Here is a 15,111-nt window from a genome sequence, read left to right as displayed (position 1 = left end):
CCGACGGGGAGGGCTCCGGCCTTTTCTTCAAGGAGACCCTCATGGGCTGGACCTTCGTTCGTCAGACGCGCGGTCAGATGATCCGCGAGCTGCTCGCTCCGCAGGCGTCCGAACGCGCTTGCTGCGAAGTCATCGACCACACGCTGGACGGCGACGTTCTGTGGACCGTGGTTCGCGTCACCGCCAGGCAGGCGGGCGTCATGGGCTTCGCGGCCGGTGAGTCCATCTGCTACATCGGCTGCCATCTGCTGGAAAGCTCGGGCGGCGATTGGGGCTACAAGTCCCTCGATGAGTCCGTGCATCCGTACTACTACTCGTGCCCGCTGCGCTATCTCGACATGGCGCCGGTGCAAAGCCCCGAGTGGCGCGAGCGGGTTCACCGCTTCCACGCGGGACGCGCTGTCTAGCGGCACGCATCTTCCTTCACCCAACCGGGGCGAGCACGGCCCCGTGGGCTGTGGTTGCTCCTTCATTTCCAAGAGGACATCACCATGCCTGCACCTTCTTCCGCGAAACCGCTGTACCGCATCGACGAATGCCCCGACCTCATGGCCGACGGTTGCGTCGGTGACGAGCAGGGCAATCTCGTCTTTCTCTCGATCTGGGCGCGCGACACCGCCGTTCAGGAGTTCCTCGCCCGCCTGACCCTCGGCCGGGATGAACAGGGGCTGGACCAGTTCCATGTCATCACCGAGCAGGGCGCATCCATCCCGGTCTTCATCGGCAACGTCGAGAACCTGGAAAGGCGCATCACCCGCGCCTATCGGCGAACGCTGTTCGGTTCGCTGACGAATGTGTGGCTGTTCGATCGTCGCTGCGTGAAGCCAGACAAGGCCAACGCCAGCGCGCTGGCGCTTCTGCCCAGGGATTCCGCTCACCGGCTCGACCGGCTGTGGACGCTGGTGCAGGACACCTGCCCGCTGCCACTGCTCGACCACTGGCGCGACACCGTGCTGGAGCTGTTGCAGACACGACGGATGCTGACCGGTCTTCCCTTGGCCCTCGGGCCGCTGGAAGGCCATCGGCTGGCCCTCGATGTCCCGGCGCTGACGAAGGCGCTGGGCGAGCTGATCCGCAACGGCACCCTCGGCGCCACGCAGTACGAACTGGCCGCGAACGCACCGCTTCGGCGTGTGGCGTGAGCCATCCCCACGGGCATGCGCGCCGCGCGTGCCCGCCTTCCCTCATCCATCACCAGGAGAAATCCATGGCTCTCATGTTTCCGCGCCTGGCGCGCAATTTCATCCGTAACGGCTACTTCCCCACCGACGAGCCGACGCTGGAGCGGGCCTTGTCCGCACTGGCGCCGTCTCCCGGCTCCATGTCCATCCTCGATCCCTGCGCCGGCGAAGGCGTGGCGATTGCCGAAGCGGCCCACACCCTCGGGCGCGAGCAGGTCCAGGCCTTCGCCGTCGAGTACGACGCCGAGCGTGCCCGCCACGCACGGCAACTGGTCGATCGCTGCATCCACGGTGACCTGATGGACACGCTGATCTCGCGCCAGTCCTTCGGGCTGCTGTGGCTGAACCCGCCGTATGGCGATCTGAGCAAGGACGTGAACGGCAACATCGGCTATCAGGGCCAGGGCCGTGCGCGGCTGGAAAAGCTGTTCTATCAGCGCGCGCTGCCGCTGCTGCAGTACGGTGGCGTGCTGATCTTCATCGTGCCGTCCTACGTGCTCGACGCCGAGCTGGTCGGATGGCTGACGCGCCACTTCGCCGACCTGCGCATCTACCGTGCGGTGGAAACGCAGTTCAAGCAGGTAGTGATCTTCGGCCGCCGGGTTCGCCAGCGCGACCAGGCGTCGGAGTCGGCCAAGGCCCTGCGTGGACTGCTGCTGCAGATCGGACAGGGCGACGCCGAAGCCGAGGAGCTGCCGCTCGAATGGCCGTTCCTGCCGTACACCCTACCTGCCAGCCCGGCCGAGCCGGAGCACTTCTATCGCGTGACGATGGAGCCCGAGCAGTTCGCCGATGAAGTCGGCCGGCTACAAGGACTCTGGCCGGCGCTCGATACGCACCTGGGCGCCGCGCAGCAATCGCTGCGTCCGCCCGCGCGGGCCTTGTCGCACTGGCATCTCGCCCTGGCCTTGGCCGCAGGCGCGATCTCCGGCGTGGTGACGTCCAAGAGCGGGCGCGTGCTGGTCGTCAAAGGTGATACCCACAAGGAGAAGACCCTCCAGACGGAGTACACCGAGCGCGACGACTGCTCCGTGGCCGAGACGCGCATCCTCACCGACAAGTTCGTGCCGGTCATTCGCGCATGGGATTTGACGCTGGGCTCGCCCACGTGGGGCGAAGTGCTGACCATCCGCTGATCGCTGTTCCCTGACGGTTCGCCGTCGCTTTCATCCACCCACCGGGGTCACGTTGCCCCGATGGGGTGCCGTGGCCCCTTCTTCCAGAAGGAGATACCACCATGGCACTCGCAGTCCTCAACCTCGCGTCACAAGCACGCTTTTCGCCCGGGCAGTTGGTCATGACCGCCGGCGTCGACGAGCTGGTCCGACAGGGCCGGCTCAACCCCACGCCGTACCTGAGCCGCCATCTTCATGGCGACTGGGGCGACCTGAGCGACAGCGATCGGCGGCAGAACGACGCCGCGCTGCAATCCGGCGAGGATCGTCTGTTCTCGTCCTACCAGGTCACGCGCGACCTGAAGCTCTGGATCATCACCGAATGGGATCGCAGCGTCACCACACTGCTGCTGCCCAGCGAATACTGATCCGCATCCAGCGGCACCTAAACGTTTCTTTGCCGCTTCTTTCTTCCCACCCAGGGGCATGTCACCGCCCCGTGGGGGAGGTGCATGCCCCATTGCTTTGGAGCATCACCATGTCCCTCGATCTCGAAACCGTTCCCGAAACCGCTGTGCAGGGCGACCTGCTCGAAGCGGCCGCTTCACCCCTCACGCTCAGCCTGCAGGACTTCGTGTCCGAGTTCGGCGACGAGCTGCTCGACTCGCTCAACCGCGCCAATCCTCCGGTCTACACCGGCCAGGTGCGGGTGCATCGGCAACTGATCCTCGCCGCGCTCAAGCGCAAGCTGTTCCCGGCGCAAGCCGATGTGGTCCACGCTGTCACCGAGCTGTTGGTCGATCGCGGCGAACGCGCCGCGATCGTCAATGGCGAGATGGGCTGCGGCAAGACGACGGTGGGTATTGCCACCGCCGCCGTGCTCAACGCCGAAGGCTACCGCCGCACCCTGGTGCTCTCGCCACCCCACCTGGTCTACAAGTGGCGGCGCGAAATCCAGGAGACGGTGGCCGGGGCCAAGGTCTGGGTGCTCAACGGCCCGGACACGCTGGTCAAGCTGCTGAAACTGCGTGAGCAGTTGGGCGTGCCGGCGCAGGGCCAGGAGTTCTTCGTCCTGGGCCGCGTGCGGATGCGGATGGGGTTCCACTGGAAGCCTGTCTTCGTTCGGCGGCGCACGCCTCACGGCGACGTGGGGGCCTGCCCGGCTTGCGGGCATGTCATCACCGACCTGGACGGCGAGCCTGTCAACACCATCGATCTCGAAGCGGAAGAGTCCCGCCGCAAATGCAGCCACTGCACCTCGCCGCTGTGGACGCTGATCCGTCCCAGAGGCCTGTCCGCCAGCGACCAGTCCTCGACCGTGCTCAAGGCACTGAAGCGTATTCCAACAATTGGCGAAGTCACCGCGCAGAAGCTGATGCAAAAGTTCGGTGACGCCTTCCTCGCGTCGATGCTCGGGGACAACATCCACGAGTTCATCAACCTGATGGATGGCAACGGCGAGCTGGTCTTCTCGGACCGGCAAGCCCACCGGATGGAACGCGCGATGGCCAACATGGAGTTCGGCTTCGGCGAAGGCGGCTACCAGCCGTCCGAGTTCATCAAGAGACAGCTTCCCCAAGGCACGTTCGACCTGCTCATCGCCGACGAGGCGCACGAGTACAAGAACGGCGGCTCCGCACAGGGCCAGGCCATGGGGGTGTTGGCGGCCAAGGCGCGCAAGACGCTATTGCTCACCGGCACGCTGATGGGCGGTTACGGCGACGACCTGTTCCACCTGCTGTTCCGAGCCCTGCCGGGGCGGATGATCGAAGACGGCTACCGCCCGACGAAGAGCGGCAGCATGACCTCGGCCGCGATGGCGTTCATGCGCGATCACGGTGTCTTGAAGGACATCTACTCCGAGAGCACCGGCACGGCGCACAAGACGGCCAAGGGCACCAAGGTATCGGTGCGCACGGTCAAGGCGCCGGGTTTCGGTCCCAAGGGCGTGCTGCGTTGCGTCCTGCCGTTCACGGTCTTCCTCAAGTTGAAGGACATCGGTGGCAACGTGCTGCCGCCCTACGACGAGGAGTTCCGCGAAGTCGCGATGGACACGGCGCAAGCCGCGGCCTACCGCGATCTGGCGGGCCGGCTGACCCAGGAGCTGAAGCAGGCCCTGGCGAAGCGCGACACGACGCTGCTCGGTGTAGTCCTCAACGTGCTGCTGGCCTGGCCGGACTGCTGCTTCCGGTCGGAAACCGTGGTGCATCCGCGCACGCGCAACACCTTGGCGTTCGTTCCGGCTCAGTTCAACGAGCTGGAGGTGATGCCCAAGGAACGCGAGCTGATCGAGATCTGCAAGCAGGAGAAGGCAGAAGGTCGCAAGACCCTGGTCTATTCGGTCTACACCGGCACGCGCGACACCACGTCGCGTTTGAAGGTGCTGCTGGAGCAGGAAGGCTTCAAGGTGGCGGTGCTGCGCGCGAGCGTGGATGCCTCCCGCCGGGAAGACTGGATCGCCGAGCAGTTGGACCGTGGCATCGACGTGCTCATCACCAATCCCGAGCTGGTGAAAACCGGCCTGGACCTGTTGGAGTTCCCGACCATCGTGTTCCTCCAGTCGGGCTACAACGTGTATTCGTTGCAGCAGGCCGCCCGGCGCTCATGGCGCATCGGCCAGAAGCAGCCGGTGCGCGTGATCTATCTCGGCTACGCCAACTCCTCGCAGATGACCTGTCTGGGGTTGATGGCCAGGAAGATCATGGTGTCGCAGAGCACCTCCGGCGACGTGCCCGAATCGGGGCTCGATGTCCTGAACCAGGACGGCGACTCGGTGGAGGTGGCGCTGGCGCGGCAGTTGATGCGCTGAGCTCTGCTCGGTCTTTGGCGGCCCCTCCGGGGGCCGTTTCCTTTTACTCATTCCGCGTTGCGATAGAAATGACGGACTCCAATGCCCTTTCCGGTTGCCTCTTTGAGAGACTTCAGCCCAAGCAGCCAGTTAAAGACTGCCCGGTTCTGGGCGTCGGTCAAATCCTTCTGCGGACCGAGTCGATCTTTTCGTGATCCCCATGGCTCTCCTTGTCAGCTGCTGCGTACTTTGCGACCCGCTTCGCGAAATATGCGAGCACCGTCCGCCCGAGACCGAGCAACCGCCGCTCGTATGCGATCTACGACGGTTGCCAGGTCGCCTTCCACTTCGTGTTCCCAGTAGCGCAAAACCGTCCAGCCGAGCGCGCCAAGCGCGTTCTCCACCTCCCGATCATGCTGCCGGTTACGCGCAATCTTCTCAGACCAGAACGATGCTTTGGTGACCGGGGGCTTGTAGTGGTCTTGACAACCGTGCCACAAGCAGCCGTCGACAAACACCGCGATCTTGCAGCCGACGAAGGCCAAGTCCGGCCGCCCCGGAACACTTGGACGCACCCTGTAACGCAGTCCGGCACGCCAGAGAGCGCGGCGCAGGACCATCTCCGGCCCCGTATCCGCCCCGCGGACGCGTGCCATCTGTTCCGACTTGGTCAGCGGGTAGAGTTTACGTATTTTCTTCCGTTGCATCGCATCGACTTGGCGGCTTGAATCGGGTGCGGTCGACGCACATCATCTTTACATTTACGTTACATTCCAATAGGATGCCACGCGATAGGCATGAGGGTCAATCAATGGGCGATGTCGAACGAAAGACCGAGACGGTGAACCTGCGGTTTTCTCCAAGGATGAAGGAGCTGCTGCGGATCGCGGCCGAGCGGGAGCACCGGACACTGTCGAACATGATCGAGACACTCGTGATCAATTACTGCGAGAGCAGGGGAATACCAGTGGAACCGGGCGCGAAAGGCGCCTCCCGAGCAAAAAAGAGAGCTACAACTACGACAGACGAGTGATTCACACGGCAGCCGTCAAGATGAAAAAGAAGTCCAATATGCGCATGGCCATAGATTTATTTTCGGGTTGCGGGGGCCTGACCCAAGGCCTCCGTGATGCGGGCTTCACCGTGGGCGCGGCCGTGGAGATTGATGCACTCGCCGCGGAAACGTATGCCGCCAATCACCCCGAGGTGAGGCTTTTCAATGCCGATATCCGCAACATCTCGGCTTCCGAGATCTTGGACGCCTGCGGCATCGCGACGGGGGAACTTGACCTGCTGGCCGGCTGCCCCCCATGCCAGGGTTTTTCCCGCATCCGACTCAACAACAAGAGAGAGCGAATGGACGATCCCCGTAACCGGCTTATTGATGAGGTTCTCCGGGTGGTGGGCGAAATGCGGCCGAAAGTTGTGATGCTGGAGAATGTGCCCAATCTCTCACGCTATACCCGCTATCTGGATTTCAAGAGGGATCTGCGCAAGCTTGGTTACGAAATCTCCGATCAGATCCTTGATGTCGCTGATTTCGGTGTGCCCCAGCGTCGCAAGCGACTCGTTGTCCTTGCGTCACGGCTGGGTCGAATCTCACACATCGAACCGGTGAAAGGGCGTAAGACGGTAAGAGATACGATCGGAAAGCTGCCGGATCATATCCTGAAAAATGACCCTCTCCACAGCCTGGGTGAGCAGCGCAGCGAACGCGTGCGTCAGTTGATCAAGGCCATCCCGAAGGACGGCGGCAGCAGGACGGCTCTATCCCCAGGACTGGTCCTCAAATGCCACGAAAAACAGGACGGGTTCTACGACGTCTACGGTCGTATGCGATGGGACGACGTTGCGCCCACTATCACCGGCGGCTGCATCAACCCCTCGAAGGGGCGGTTTCTTCATCCCACGGAGGACCGCGCCATCACCCTTCGCGAGGCGGCGCTCCTGCAGAGCTTTCCGCCTGGCTATGTGTTCTCGCTGCGCCGGGGCAAGTACGCCGCCGCCGAGATGATCGGGAATGCCCTCCCTCCGCTTTTTTCGCGCATGCAGGCTGAGGCGATAAAGAGCCATTTGGCCGGGCAGTGACAGGCAACGACTCGGTGGCCGAATGTCAAAGAATGAAGAAATCATCGCGCTTGTCGATACGCTCAAGAACTTCGCCCCGGGCAAGCCGCTTAAGCACTACATAACTCACGCGACATTCCCCAGGTTCAAAAACATTGAGTCGGGAACACGGGTCGATTTCGAGTTCCCCCTCACCGCGCTTGTCGGCGCTAACGGGATCGGCAAGAGCTCGCTGCTACATGCGCTATGGGGGATGCCGTACGGACACTCGACGTCCAAATTTTGGTTCTCCACCGACTTAGATCCCATCGAGGATAGCAATAGGGACCCTCAGCGTTATTTCTACGGCTACTGGCACGAGGGCTTCGGCGGGGTTGTTGAAACTCGGAAAGCACGTATCGGGAAAAAGCAGGACTATTGGGAGCCATACCGTTGGAGCAAGAGCGACGGAATGGCACCCATGCCGGAGGGTGACTTCGAGGGGAAGGCAAAGGATCGCTGGAATCCTGTTCGAAGAAAGGTCGTCTACATCAATTTCAGGGCGTTGTTTGGTTCCTTCGACCGCTACTTTTACTTCGATGACGACCTTGGCGGAGGAAACAAGCGCGATGTGATGCTGCGAGCGGCGCGTCGACTCAAGACGGTGAAGGATGATATCAAGCAGTCGTACAAGATGGGGCGCCGCGAGCGCATATTCGAGAACCGCGTGCTTAAGCCTTATGAGCTCACCGAGGCATCCAGAATTCTCGGCCGTTCCTATGATTCAGCTCACCTCATTCGGCATTCCCTTTACCCCGGCAATAGAGGTAGAGATCTGAGCGTCGTTTTCAAACGTGGGGCGGAATACTCCGAAGCGTTTGCGGGGAGCGGCGAGATTGCTGCCGTGAGCGCGGTTGTCGACGTCCTGGCCGCAGATGAGTACTCACTTATTCTGCTCGATGAACCGGAAACGTCTCTCCACCCCGGAGCCCAGCGGTCTATGCTCAGATTTTTGCTGGATCAGATCAAGCTGAAGAAGCACCAGATAATTATCTCGACTCACTCGAGCGAGTTTTTAACCGGCCTACCGCATGAAGCAATCAAGGTGTTCGAGGATAACGGAAAAACCCAATCCCGCATTCTCCCCCGTAGCTCTCCCGCAGCGGCATTGAACCGCCTTGGAAGACCGCCGCAGAACAAGCGTCGAGTGCTTGTGGAGGATTCCTTGGCAGAGCAACTTGTTCTCCATGCGGCCAAAGGCCTTGATCCCGGCGACCGCGAGACACTCGAGGTCAAGGTGGCTCCGGGTGGCGCCGAGTCCATTCTCAAGTACTTGGGGCCGGCTGCCATGGTTTCCGGTGATGAAGTTTTCGTCTTGCTCGACGGCGACCAGAAGAAAGTGAAGGAATTCAGCGATCCTGCCCAGATAGCGCCCGCCGAGCATGCGCAATTGGATAGCCGTATCAAGCAGGAGCTCGGATTTGAGCCTCAATACCATATCCAGGGCGGACGCGATGAGGCTGCTCACAAGAAAGCGAAAATCAAGGCCCAACTCAGCTATCTGGCTTGGCTACGCAAACATCTGGACTTTTTCCCTAGACAACTGCCGGAACACATAATTTTGGAGGCGTTTGAACCTACTCGACGCCATTCCGATGCGGGCTCGATCGACGCGAAGGCCGCACTCAAGAAGCTACTGTCCGGTAGTGCAGAGATTGAGCCTAGCGCCGAGGAGGTTACCACTCTTGCGCGATTCAAGATCGCCGAAATCCCGCAGGACAATGCCGACCTCACTACAATCCGCGAATGTCTGCAAAAATGGTTGCATGGCTGATCTCGTGATAACAGAACAGAACCATATCGCTCAATAAGGAACCGACGATGGACACCCCAGAGACCGATACCGGGTTCCTCGCTTCACTGTTCCAAGATCCTTCGGACGACGATATACGCACGGTAATTGCCATTATCGCCGCGCGCTTCCCGAACGATGGCGCCGTGGCGGCGGAACTGGCGACGATCCTGGCTGCTTCAGGCGAATGCATAACCGTAGGCGGGTCAGTTTCCGCCGACGTCGCATCCACGGGCGGTCCTGCGTCGCTAAGTACGCTTCTGACGCCGCTATATCTCCGTGCGGCAGGAGCGATCGTTCCGAAACTCGGCGTACCGGGTCGGCCGGCCGGTGGGATCGATTGCCTTGGTCAGATCCCCGGCTATCGGACTGAACTATCCGTTCGAGAGATACTTCAGATTATCGACGCTTCCGGATACGCCCACTTCCTCGCCAAGGGCCGGATGGCGCCGCTTGACGGGCGGATGTTCAAATTACGGCAGGCCATGAATGCGCAAACCATTCCGTCTTTGGTGGCCGGCAGTCTTTTGTCGAAGAAGCTTGCCGTCGGCGTCAAGCATGCAGGTCTCGACATCCGGGTCGCTCCTCATGGCAATTTTGGCAACAACAAAACCATCGCAGCAGCAAATGCACGGTTGTTTGTACAGGCTGCACGGACTCTCGGCATAAAGGCGTCACCGGTTCTGACCGATGCCCGGTACCCATACCAGCCCTATCTCGGAAGGCGGGAATCCCTGCTCGCGCTTGACGATGTCTTCCGTGGAACATGCTCCCCCTGGCTGGGAAGCCATGTCGATACCTGCCGAACGCTCGCCTTGGCCTGCCTTCCCGCCGACCTTCGCGCGAGGGTCGCAGAGGCATCCCCCGCAGCGCTCCGCCGGCACTTCGACGACAACCTCATCGCCCAAGGCGCAGACCCAGACGACTTCGATGCGCTTGTACGCGACACGAGAAAGGCCCACACCGGACATGTCCTGGCGGCACACGATGGATTCTGCTTCTACCACTTGGACCTGCTTCGCGACCGACTTGTCGAATGGCAGGGCATGTTCATATCGGAACAGGAACCTTTTCCGGATCCGGTTGGACTCGTTCTTCTCATCCCTCCGGGACAATGGGTTCCCGGCGGCACTCCGATCGCGACGGTTAGGGCGCCCGAATCATTGATGCCGGACGTTATTCACAGGCTCGACGAGGTAGTCGGCACTCCGAGCCGTCTCCCGCACGGACCCGATTTCGAGGCGATCAATGGCTAAATACTGCTGCTTCTTTTGTCCTTCAAAGGACTATGCGGAAAGGGAATTGGGTGACAAGTGCCCATCCTGCGGGCGCACCTACGGCCTCGTCCTGGACCATCCGCCGACCAAGATAGGCAACTACCGGATCACGAAGCATCTCGGAAGGGGATTCTACGGCGCCGCATACGTCGCGGAAGCCGGATTCGTCGGGAAGAAGTACGTCATCAAGATATCGCCTGTCGCCTTTTATAGTTTTGCGCCGTTCAAGAAGACACCGTTTCTAGACGAGGTCCGATTGCACGCCGAACTGGCGGCCAGCGCGACGCATGCAGTCGACATCATCGACGCGATCCCTGATGAGACCGTCGTCTTTACTGATGACGCCGCGACCAGTATCCCGTGCCACGTCACCGTGCTCGACTACGTCGAAGGCGATCTTCTAAAGGACTTCGTCAACAGCAGGACACCGCCCAGTGCCGCGTCGATCTGTCAGGTCGCAATCGATCTGTTGCAGCTTCGTGCCGAACTGGAGGCTAACAAACTTAACCACAACGACCTGCACTCCGAAAACCTCATCGTCGAGAGACTCCGCCCTGAATCGCGACGACCTGACGCGATTGATCCCATGCTGCAGGTCATGGCAATCGACCTCGGCAGTGTCTCCGACGAGAGCAAGAGTACCGACGACCGACAGGGGGATTTGGGGTTCATCGCAGAGCACGTCAACACCCTTCTCGCCGGGCTGCTCGCAAGGCCAGATCAAATGGAGGACCGGGATTTTCGGGTTGCGCTGGCGCTGCAAGGCATCATCGGCAATCTGCGCGCGGACCCCCAGAACCTTCGCCTTCCAAATCCGGCCGACATGGTCGCTCAGGTTCGAGAATCTTTCTACAGAGCATCACACCACTGGCGACCGTGGATGAATCCGCTCAGCTTGAAGGGATTCGCTGACCACTACAACGCCCAGACACTGGAATCGTGGGATGTCCCCAAGCTGCTGGTTGACCCGGCCAACCGCTGGCTGACCGAGATCACCCGCCCCGGCCCGCAGATCATCACCGGCATGCGGGGATGCGGCAAAACGATGCTGCTCCGCGCGCTGGACATCCACGCCCGCGCAACACAACGGAAGGACGAAACGGCCGAGGCGGTCATCCAGCGCATCCGAAATGATCGCTTTGTCGGACTCTTTGTTTCCGCCCAAAGGTTGCTGGATTTACGGGAGCAGTCGCTCCTCAAGCTTGAATATCGTCTAACTCGGCTCTTCGTCGCCTACGCTCTGCAGGCCGCCCGCGCACTGATGCACCTCCGTGATGTCGACTCAACAGCCATCGCACCCGGAGCACACACGCGTTTGGCTTCGGCCGTCGCTGATTACCTGGAGGGGGTCGATGACTTGCGAGACTCCATTTCCCTTGACGATCTCGAGCAACGATTGCAACGGATTGCCGTTCTCACAGTCAGCGGCGACGAGAAGCATCTTGTCAAGCAAGCCCCCGCCGAGGTGTTCAACCATCTGGCGAGCAGCCTCAGGGAGTGCTCGGAGGTGTTTGAGTCTGCCTCGATCTTCTATCTCCTGGATGACGTATCAACTCGATATCTTGAGCTCGACAAGATCGAGGCGCTCCTTTCCGCGCTCCTTTTCCAGAGCCCGATCTGCGCGTTCAAGTTCACATCCGAATGGCAGACGATCGAACTCGGCCTCCGATCACCTGGAAGAAACCACCCGATTCGAATCGATCGCGACCTGAGGGTGTTCGACCTTGGTGAGGATGTCTTCAAAACCATCAGTGCTCCCGGCTCCGCAGGCAAGGACTTCATTGCCAGGATTCTTCAATTGCGTGCCGACCTCCACGCACAGCATCCCAGGCAGCGGGATCCGCGGGTGATTCTCGGCGACGTACCCTTGGAACAGGTTGCCAGAGAGATCGCCTCCTCAAGCGAAGGGGCGGGCCAGAAAAAGCGCGTATACAGGGGCCTGTCCTGCCTTACCAGTGTCTGCGTCGGTGACATCGGCGATGTCATCAAACTCTACGAAGAAATCCTTCGCCGAGGCAGTAACGCCAACGCATATCCCATTGAGGACCAAACCCAGTCCGAGTGCTTCCAAGAGATGAGTGCACGCCGGCTCTACGATCTCAACCGGCGCGCCACCTACTCAAGGAATCTCAAGAACCACGCCCTCGCGTTCGCACAAACGGCGCACGACCTGCTGGTGCGGTCATATCGCAATGCGCCGAAGGAAGGAAAATCGAAAGCACGCCTGAGGCAATACTCTTCGATCTACGTCAGGGTCACCGCCGAGGACGAGAACAGCCAGAAGCAGCAGATCGACAGACTTCGTGACCTCATCGATGCCGGCGTCTTCGTTTTTGCTGGCGGAGCGCCGCGCACCAAGACGAAGGACTCCGACCCGATCCTGCAGTTTATTCTGAGCTATCGAAAGATCTATGGCCTGGCCGCATTCATCGGCCTTGCCGACAGGGATCGCTTCGAGTTGTCCGGAGACGACTTGAGCAGGTGGCTAGAATTGGACGATGTGGCCGCCGCCAAGGAGATCCTGTTGCGCAACCAGATCAACGACGAAGTTGACGAAACCGGCGCCCTGGGCAGCGGCCAACCCAGCCAGGAATCCGAAGTCGCTATTCAGGAACAACCTGTTGTAACTCCCCCCGCGCCGGTACAAGCTTCCGTCCGCAGGACGGCGCCAGGGCAAGCCGATCTGTTCGGCGCATTCGAGAGCGACACAAAGTCTCCGGATCAGAAGGCGTGGGCCGACAAGGTGTCGGTCTCGATCCGCCAAATTTCCGAGAACGAGCTTGCCACACTCCCGGTGAGTTCGGCCCTGGTGGGATTGGGGTTTGAAGACCGCACGCTTGCGTCGAACAGATTCCTCTCGGGAGCACTCCATCCGCAGACCGTACACGCGATTAGGTACCCGGTGGAAGGGCGTTCACAGGATATCCTCATTGCGTGGAGCAAATCGGGGACAACGGTGGTAGAGGCCGCTTATGACGAGGCGCTCGCCGCCCTCCCGCGTCTAGACGGCCTTGCGCTCGTGGACATATCCGGTCTCGCGAAGCCCTTGATCTTCAAGGCGGTCCGCAGTGAGCTGATCGCCAAAGGGCGAGTCCTCGTATGTCACGCGTCGGCCGAGCGACACTATCCGCTCCAAGAAGACCTCGAGAAACTATTCGCCGCCGAACGATCGGACGATCCTGTCGCCTTTCTTGACAGCCTGGCGGAGTTGTTGACTGGAGAAGACGGACCGTACAAGGACATCAAGCTGCTTAATGATGTCTCCGATCCGTCCCGAAACCGCGCCCTGCTTGCATTCGCATCGCCGAAGCACGAACGCCTCTTCTCCCTGCTGGATCGCCGCGAGTTCGATCAAATCGAGATCGTCACTCCGGAGGGAGACCCACCGCACGCCAAGGTGGCCGCATACGCTGCGGAGTTCATTTGTCAGAATTATCCAAATGCATCCGTCACCAGATTCGGAAACGATGATCTGCTCGGGCTTGTCGAGTATCTCGACGCGAAGTATCTGGAAATCTACGGTTCGGGCGGAGCCAACTTCGAACTTGGCCTGACGGGCACAAAAATGCAGGCGCTTGCTTCCGCCATACTGAGTTCGGTTCGAAAGGTTTCACAGACTTGGTATCTGAGTCCGAAGAGATTCGACGAGAAGCGGTTCTCGAGCGGCGTCGGTTCGATTCGGGTGTACGACATCCGAATTCCGGGGAAGTAATGCTCATGGTGAGAACTCCCACCTCGGGGCATCTTCGGATCGAACCTCTGCCCCGAAAAAAAACGAAGGGCATCGAGTACCGCCAGAACCCACGACAGCCATCGTGATCTACCTGGGCTATGCCAGTTCCTCGCAGATGACCTGCCTGGGGCTGATGGCCAGGAAGATCATGGTGTCGCAATCCACCTCGGGCGACGTGCCCGAATCCGGACTCGATGTCCTGAACCAGGATGGCGACTCGGTGGAGGTGGCACTGGCTCGGCAGTTGGTGCATTGAGCGTTGCTGGACTTGGCGGCCCCTTCGGGGGCCGCTGCTTTCTTCAACAAAGTCCGCGGGCTTCCCGTTCCTTGTCCCGCAGCTCTTGATCCAGCGGCGGGTAGTAGATCACGTCGGGAGGGGTGTCCGAGAACCAGGCCCACTTCAGGATGAAACCAGCGCACAGCAGAGTGACCGCCGTGACGATGGGCGCCCAGCCAGCCAGCGCCTCGACGATCGCGCCGATCAAGCCGACGCTACCGGAGATCCACTGCACGAGCAGCCAATCCGCCAGCGCCGCCAGAAGGGCTGCCGCCGTCAGCTCGCCGGCTCGCTCCCGAGTCAGTCTCTCGGCCTGCTTCTTCTGTTCATGTGCCTCATACATGCGGAACAGGAAATTGTCCTTCTCGCGCAGAGCCAGGTTTCGGAAGTCGCGTGCAGGTGCATATCCCAATGGCCTCTGGTAGGCCGGCTCAGCCGAAGCCGTGAGAAAGCCCGGCAGCCAACTGAGGACGATAACGCTGATCTGACGCAGCACGATCAGGACGACGGGGATCACGATGGCTACCGCGAAGCTGAAGGCGACGACGAGGACTGCGACCCATCCCACATCACTCAGTAGCGCCTTGTCGCCAGGCGACCACTGCCACAGCCCTCGACCGGCACGAAGCATCATGGCCATGTCGAGGAACAGCGCGAGGCAAATCAGCCGCAACGCCCAGTGGGCATCCCAGGCTCTCTCCAGCGCTCCAAGACCTTTTTCGACAGCGGCGGTGCTGCCCGCTTTATCTGCATCGTCTTTCGCCAACTTCCTTCTCCTTGTTTGAGTGGTCGAACTGTGTAGCGAGCGCCCTTCCTTGGGGAAATGGGGCGCCGCGCGTTTC

The 15,111-nt window shown here is 60.9% G+C and carries 12 protein-coding genes and 1 pseudogene; 11 read left to right on the top strand and 2 right to left on the bottom strand.

Features of this window, described 5'->3' with window-relative positions:
- Positions 1 to 41 precede the first annotated feature (41 nt).
- The 5 genes from PO78_RS09035 to PO78_RS09015 all read left to right on the top strand — a co-directional run bounded on the left by PO78_RS09035 (position 42) and on the right by PO78_RS09015 (position 5,105).
- The gene (locus PO78_RS09035; RefSeq protein WP_012584760.1) at positions 42 to 407 is read left to right on the top strand and encodes a hypothetical protein; all 366 of its coding nucleotides are present in this window, start codon (positions 42 to 44) and stop codon (positions 405 to 407) included.
- An 84-nt stretch (positions 408 to 491) separates the two neighbouring features.
- A complete protein-coding gene (locus PO78_RS09030) occupies positions 492 to 1,142 on the top strand; it encodes a hypothetical protein (RefSeq protein ID WP_012584759.1) in 651 nt (216 codons plus the stop codon).
- A gap of 65 nt (positions 1,143 to 1,207) precedes the next feature.
- Complete coding sequence (locus tag PO78_RS09025; protein ID WP_043743336.1) at positions 1,208 to 2,317, top strand: DUF6094 domain-containing protein; 1,110 nt, start codon at positions 1,208 to 1,210, stop codon at positions 2,315 to 2,317.
- Positions 2,318 to 2,418: 101 nt separating this feature from the next.
- The gene (locus tag PO78_RS09020; RefSeq protein WP_012584757.1) at positions 2,419 to 2,724 is read left to right on the top strand and encodes a hypothetical protein; all 306 of its coding nucleotides are present in this window, start codon (positions 2,419 to 2,421) and stop codon (positions 2,722 to 2,724) included.
- Between the two features lie 110 nt (positions 2,725 to 2,834).
- On the top strand, positions 2,835 to 5,105 hold the full coding sequence (locus PO78_RS09015) for a helicase-related protein (protein ID WP_043743335.1): 2,271 nt from the start codon (positions 2,835 to 2,837) through the stop codon (positions 5,103 to 5,105).
- Positions 5,106 to 5,317: 212 nt separating this feature from the next.
- Here PO78_RS09015 and PO78_RS22240 read toward each other — a convergent pair whose 3' ends face one another.
- A complete protein-coding gene (locus PO78_RS22240) occupies positions 5,318 to 5,791 on the bottom strand; it encodes a very short patch repair endonuclease (protein WP_082047715.1) in 474 nt (157 codons plus the stop codon).
- Positions 5,792 to 5,895: 104 nt separating this feature from the next.
- On the opposite strand from PO78_RS22240, the gene PO78_RS09010 reads away from it, so the two are divergent.
- From PO78_RS09010 to PO78_RS23165, 6 genes and pseudogenes are all read left to right on the top strand, one after another.
- Entirely contained in the window at positions 5,896 to 6,117 is a 222-nt protein-coding gene (locus tag PO78_RS09010; RefSeq protein ID WP_043743333.1) for a hypothetical protein, read from the top strand.
- 20 nt (positions 6,118 to 6,137) lie between these two features.
- On the top strand, positions 6,138 to 7,172 hold the full coding sequence (locus PO78_RS09005) for a DNA cytosine methyltransferase (RefSeq protein WP_043743331.1): 1,035 nt from the start codon (positions 6,138 to 6,140) through the stop codon (positions 7,170 to 7,172).
- A 22-nt stretch (positions 7,173 to 7,194) separates the two neighbouring features.
- Positions 7,195 to 8,964: an ATP-dependent nuclease gene (locus PO78_RS09000; RefSeq protein ID WP_043743330.1), complete on the top strand. Its 1,770-nt coding sequence runs from the start codon at positions 7,195 to 7,197 to the stop codon at positions 8,962 to 8,964.
- A 47-nt stretch (positions 8,965 to 9,011) separates the two neighbouring features.
- Positions 9,012 to 10,238, top strand: coding sequence for a hypothetical protein (locus PO78_RS08995; RefSeq protein ID WP_043743328.1), 1,227 nt, complete (start codon positions 9,012 to 9,014; stop codon positions 10,236 to 10,238).
- 46 nt (positions 10,239 to 10,284) lie between these two features.
- Positions 10,285 to 13,971 (top strand): ORC-CDC6 family AAA ATPase, encoded by a 3,687-nt coding sequence (locus PO78_RS08990; protein ID WP_043743326.1) that lies wholly within the window; start codon positions 10,285 to 10,287, stop codon positions 13,969 to 13,971.
- 103 nt (positions 13,972 to 14,074) lie between these two features.
- Positions 14,075 to 14,248, top strand: a pseudogene (locus PO78_RS23165) (hypothetical protein); the annotation flags it as partial.
- A gap of 43 nt (positions 14,249 to 14,291) precedes the next feature.
- On the opposite strand, the gene PO78_RS08985 reads toward PO78_RS23165, so the two are convergent.
- On the bottom strand, positions 14,292 to 15,035 hold the full coding sequence (locus PO78_RS08985) for a hypothetical protein (RefSeq protein ID WP_043743324.1): 744 nt from the start codon (positions 15,033 to 15,035) through the stop codon (positions 14,292 to 14,294).
- Positions 15,036 to 15,111 lie beyond the last annotated feature (76 nt).

Origin of the sequence: Thauera sp. SWB20 (assembly GCF_000831325.1) — a bacterium.
Classification (GTDB): Bacteria; Pseudomonadota; Gammaproteobacteria; order Burkholderiales; family Rhodocyclaceae; genus Thauera; species Thauera aminoaromatica.
Note: the sequence above shows the minus strand (reverse complement) of the source record. Positions and strands in the feature narration are given on the sequence as shown.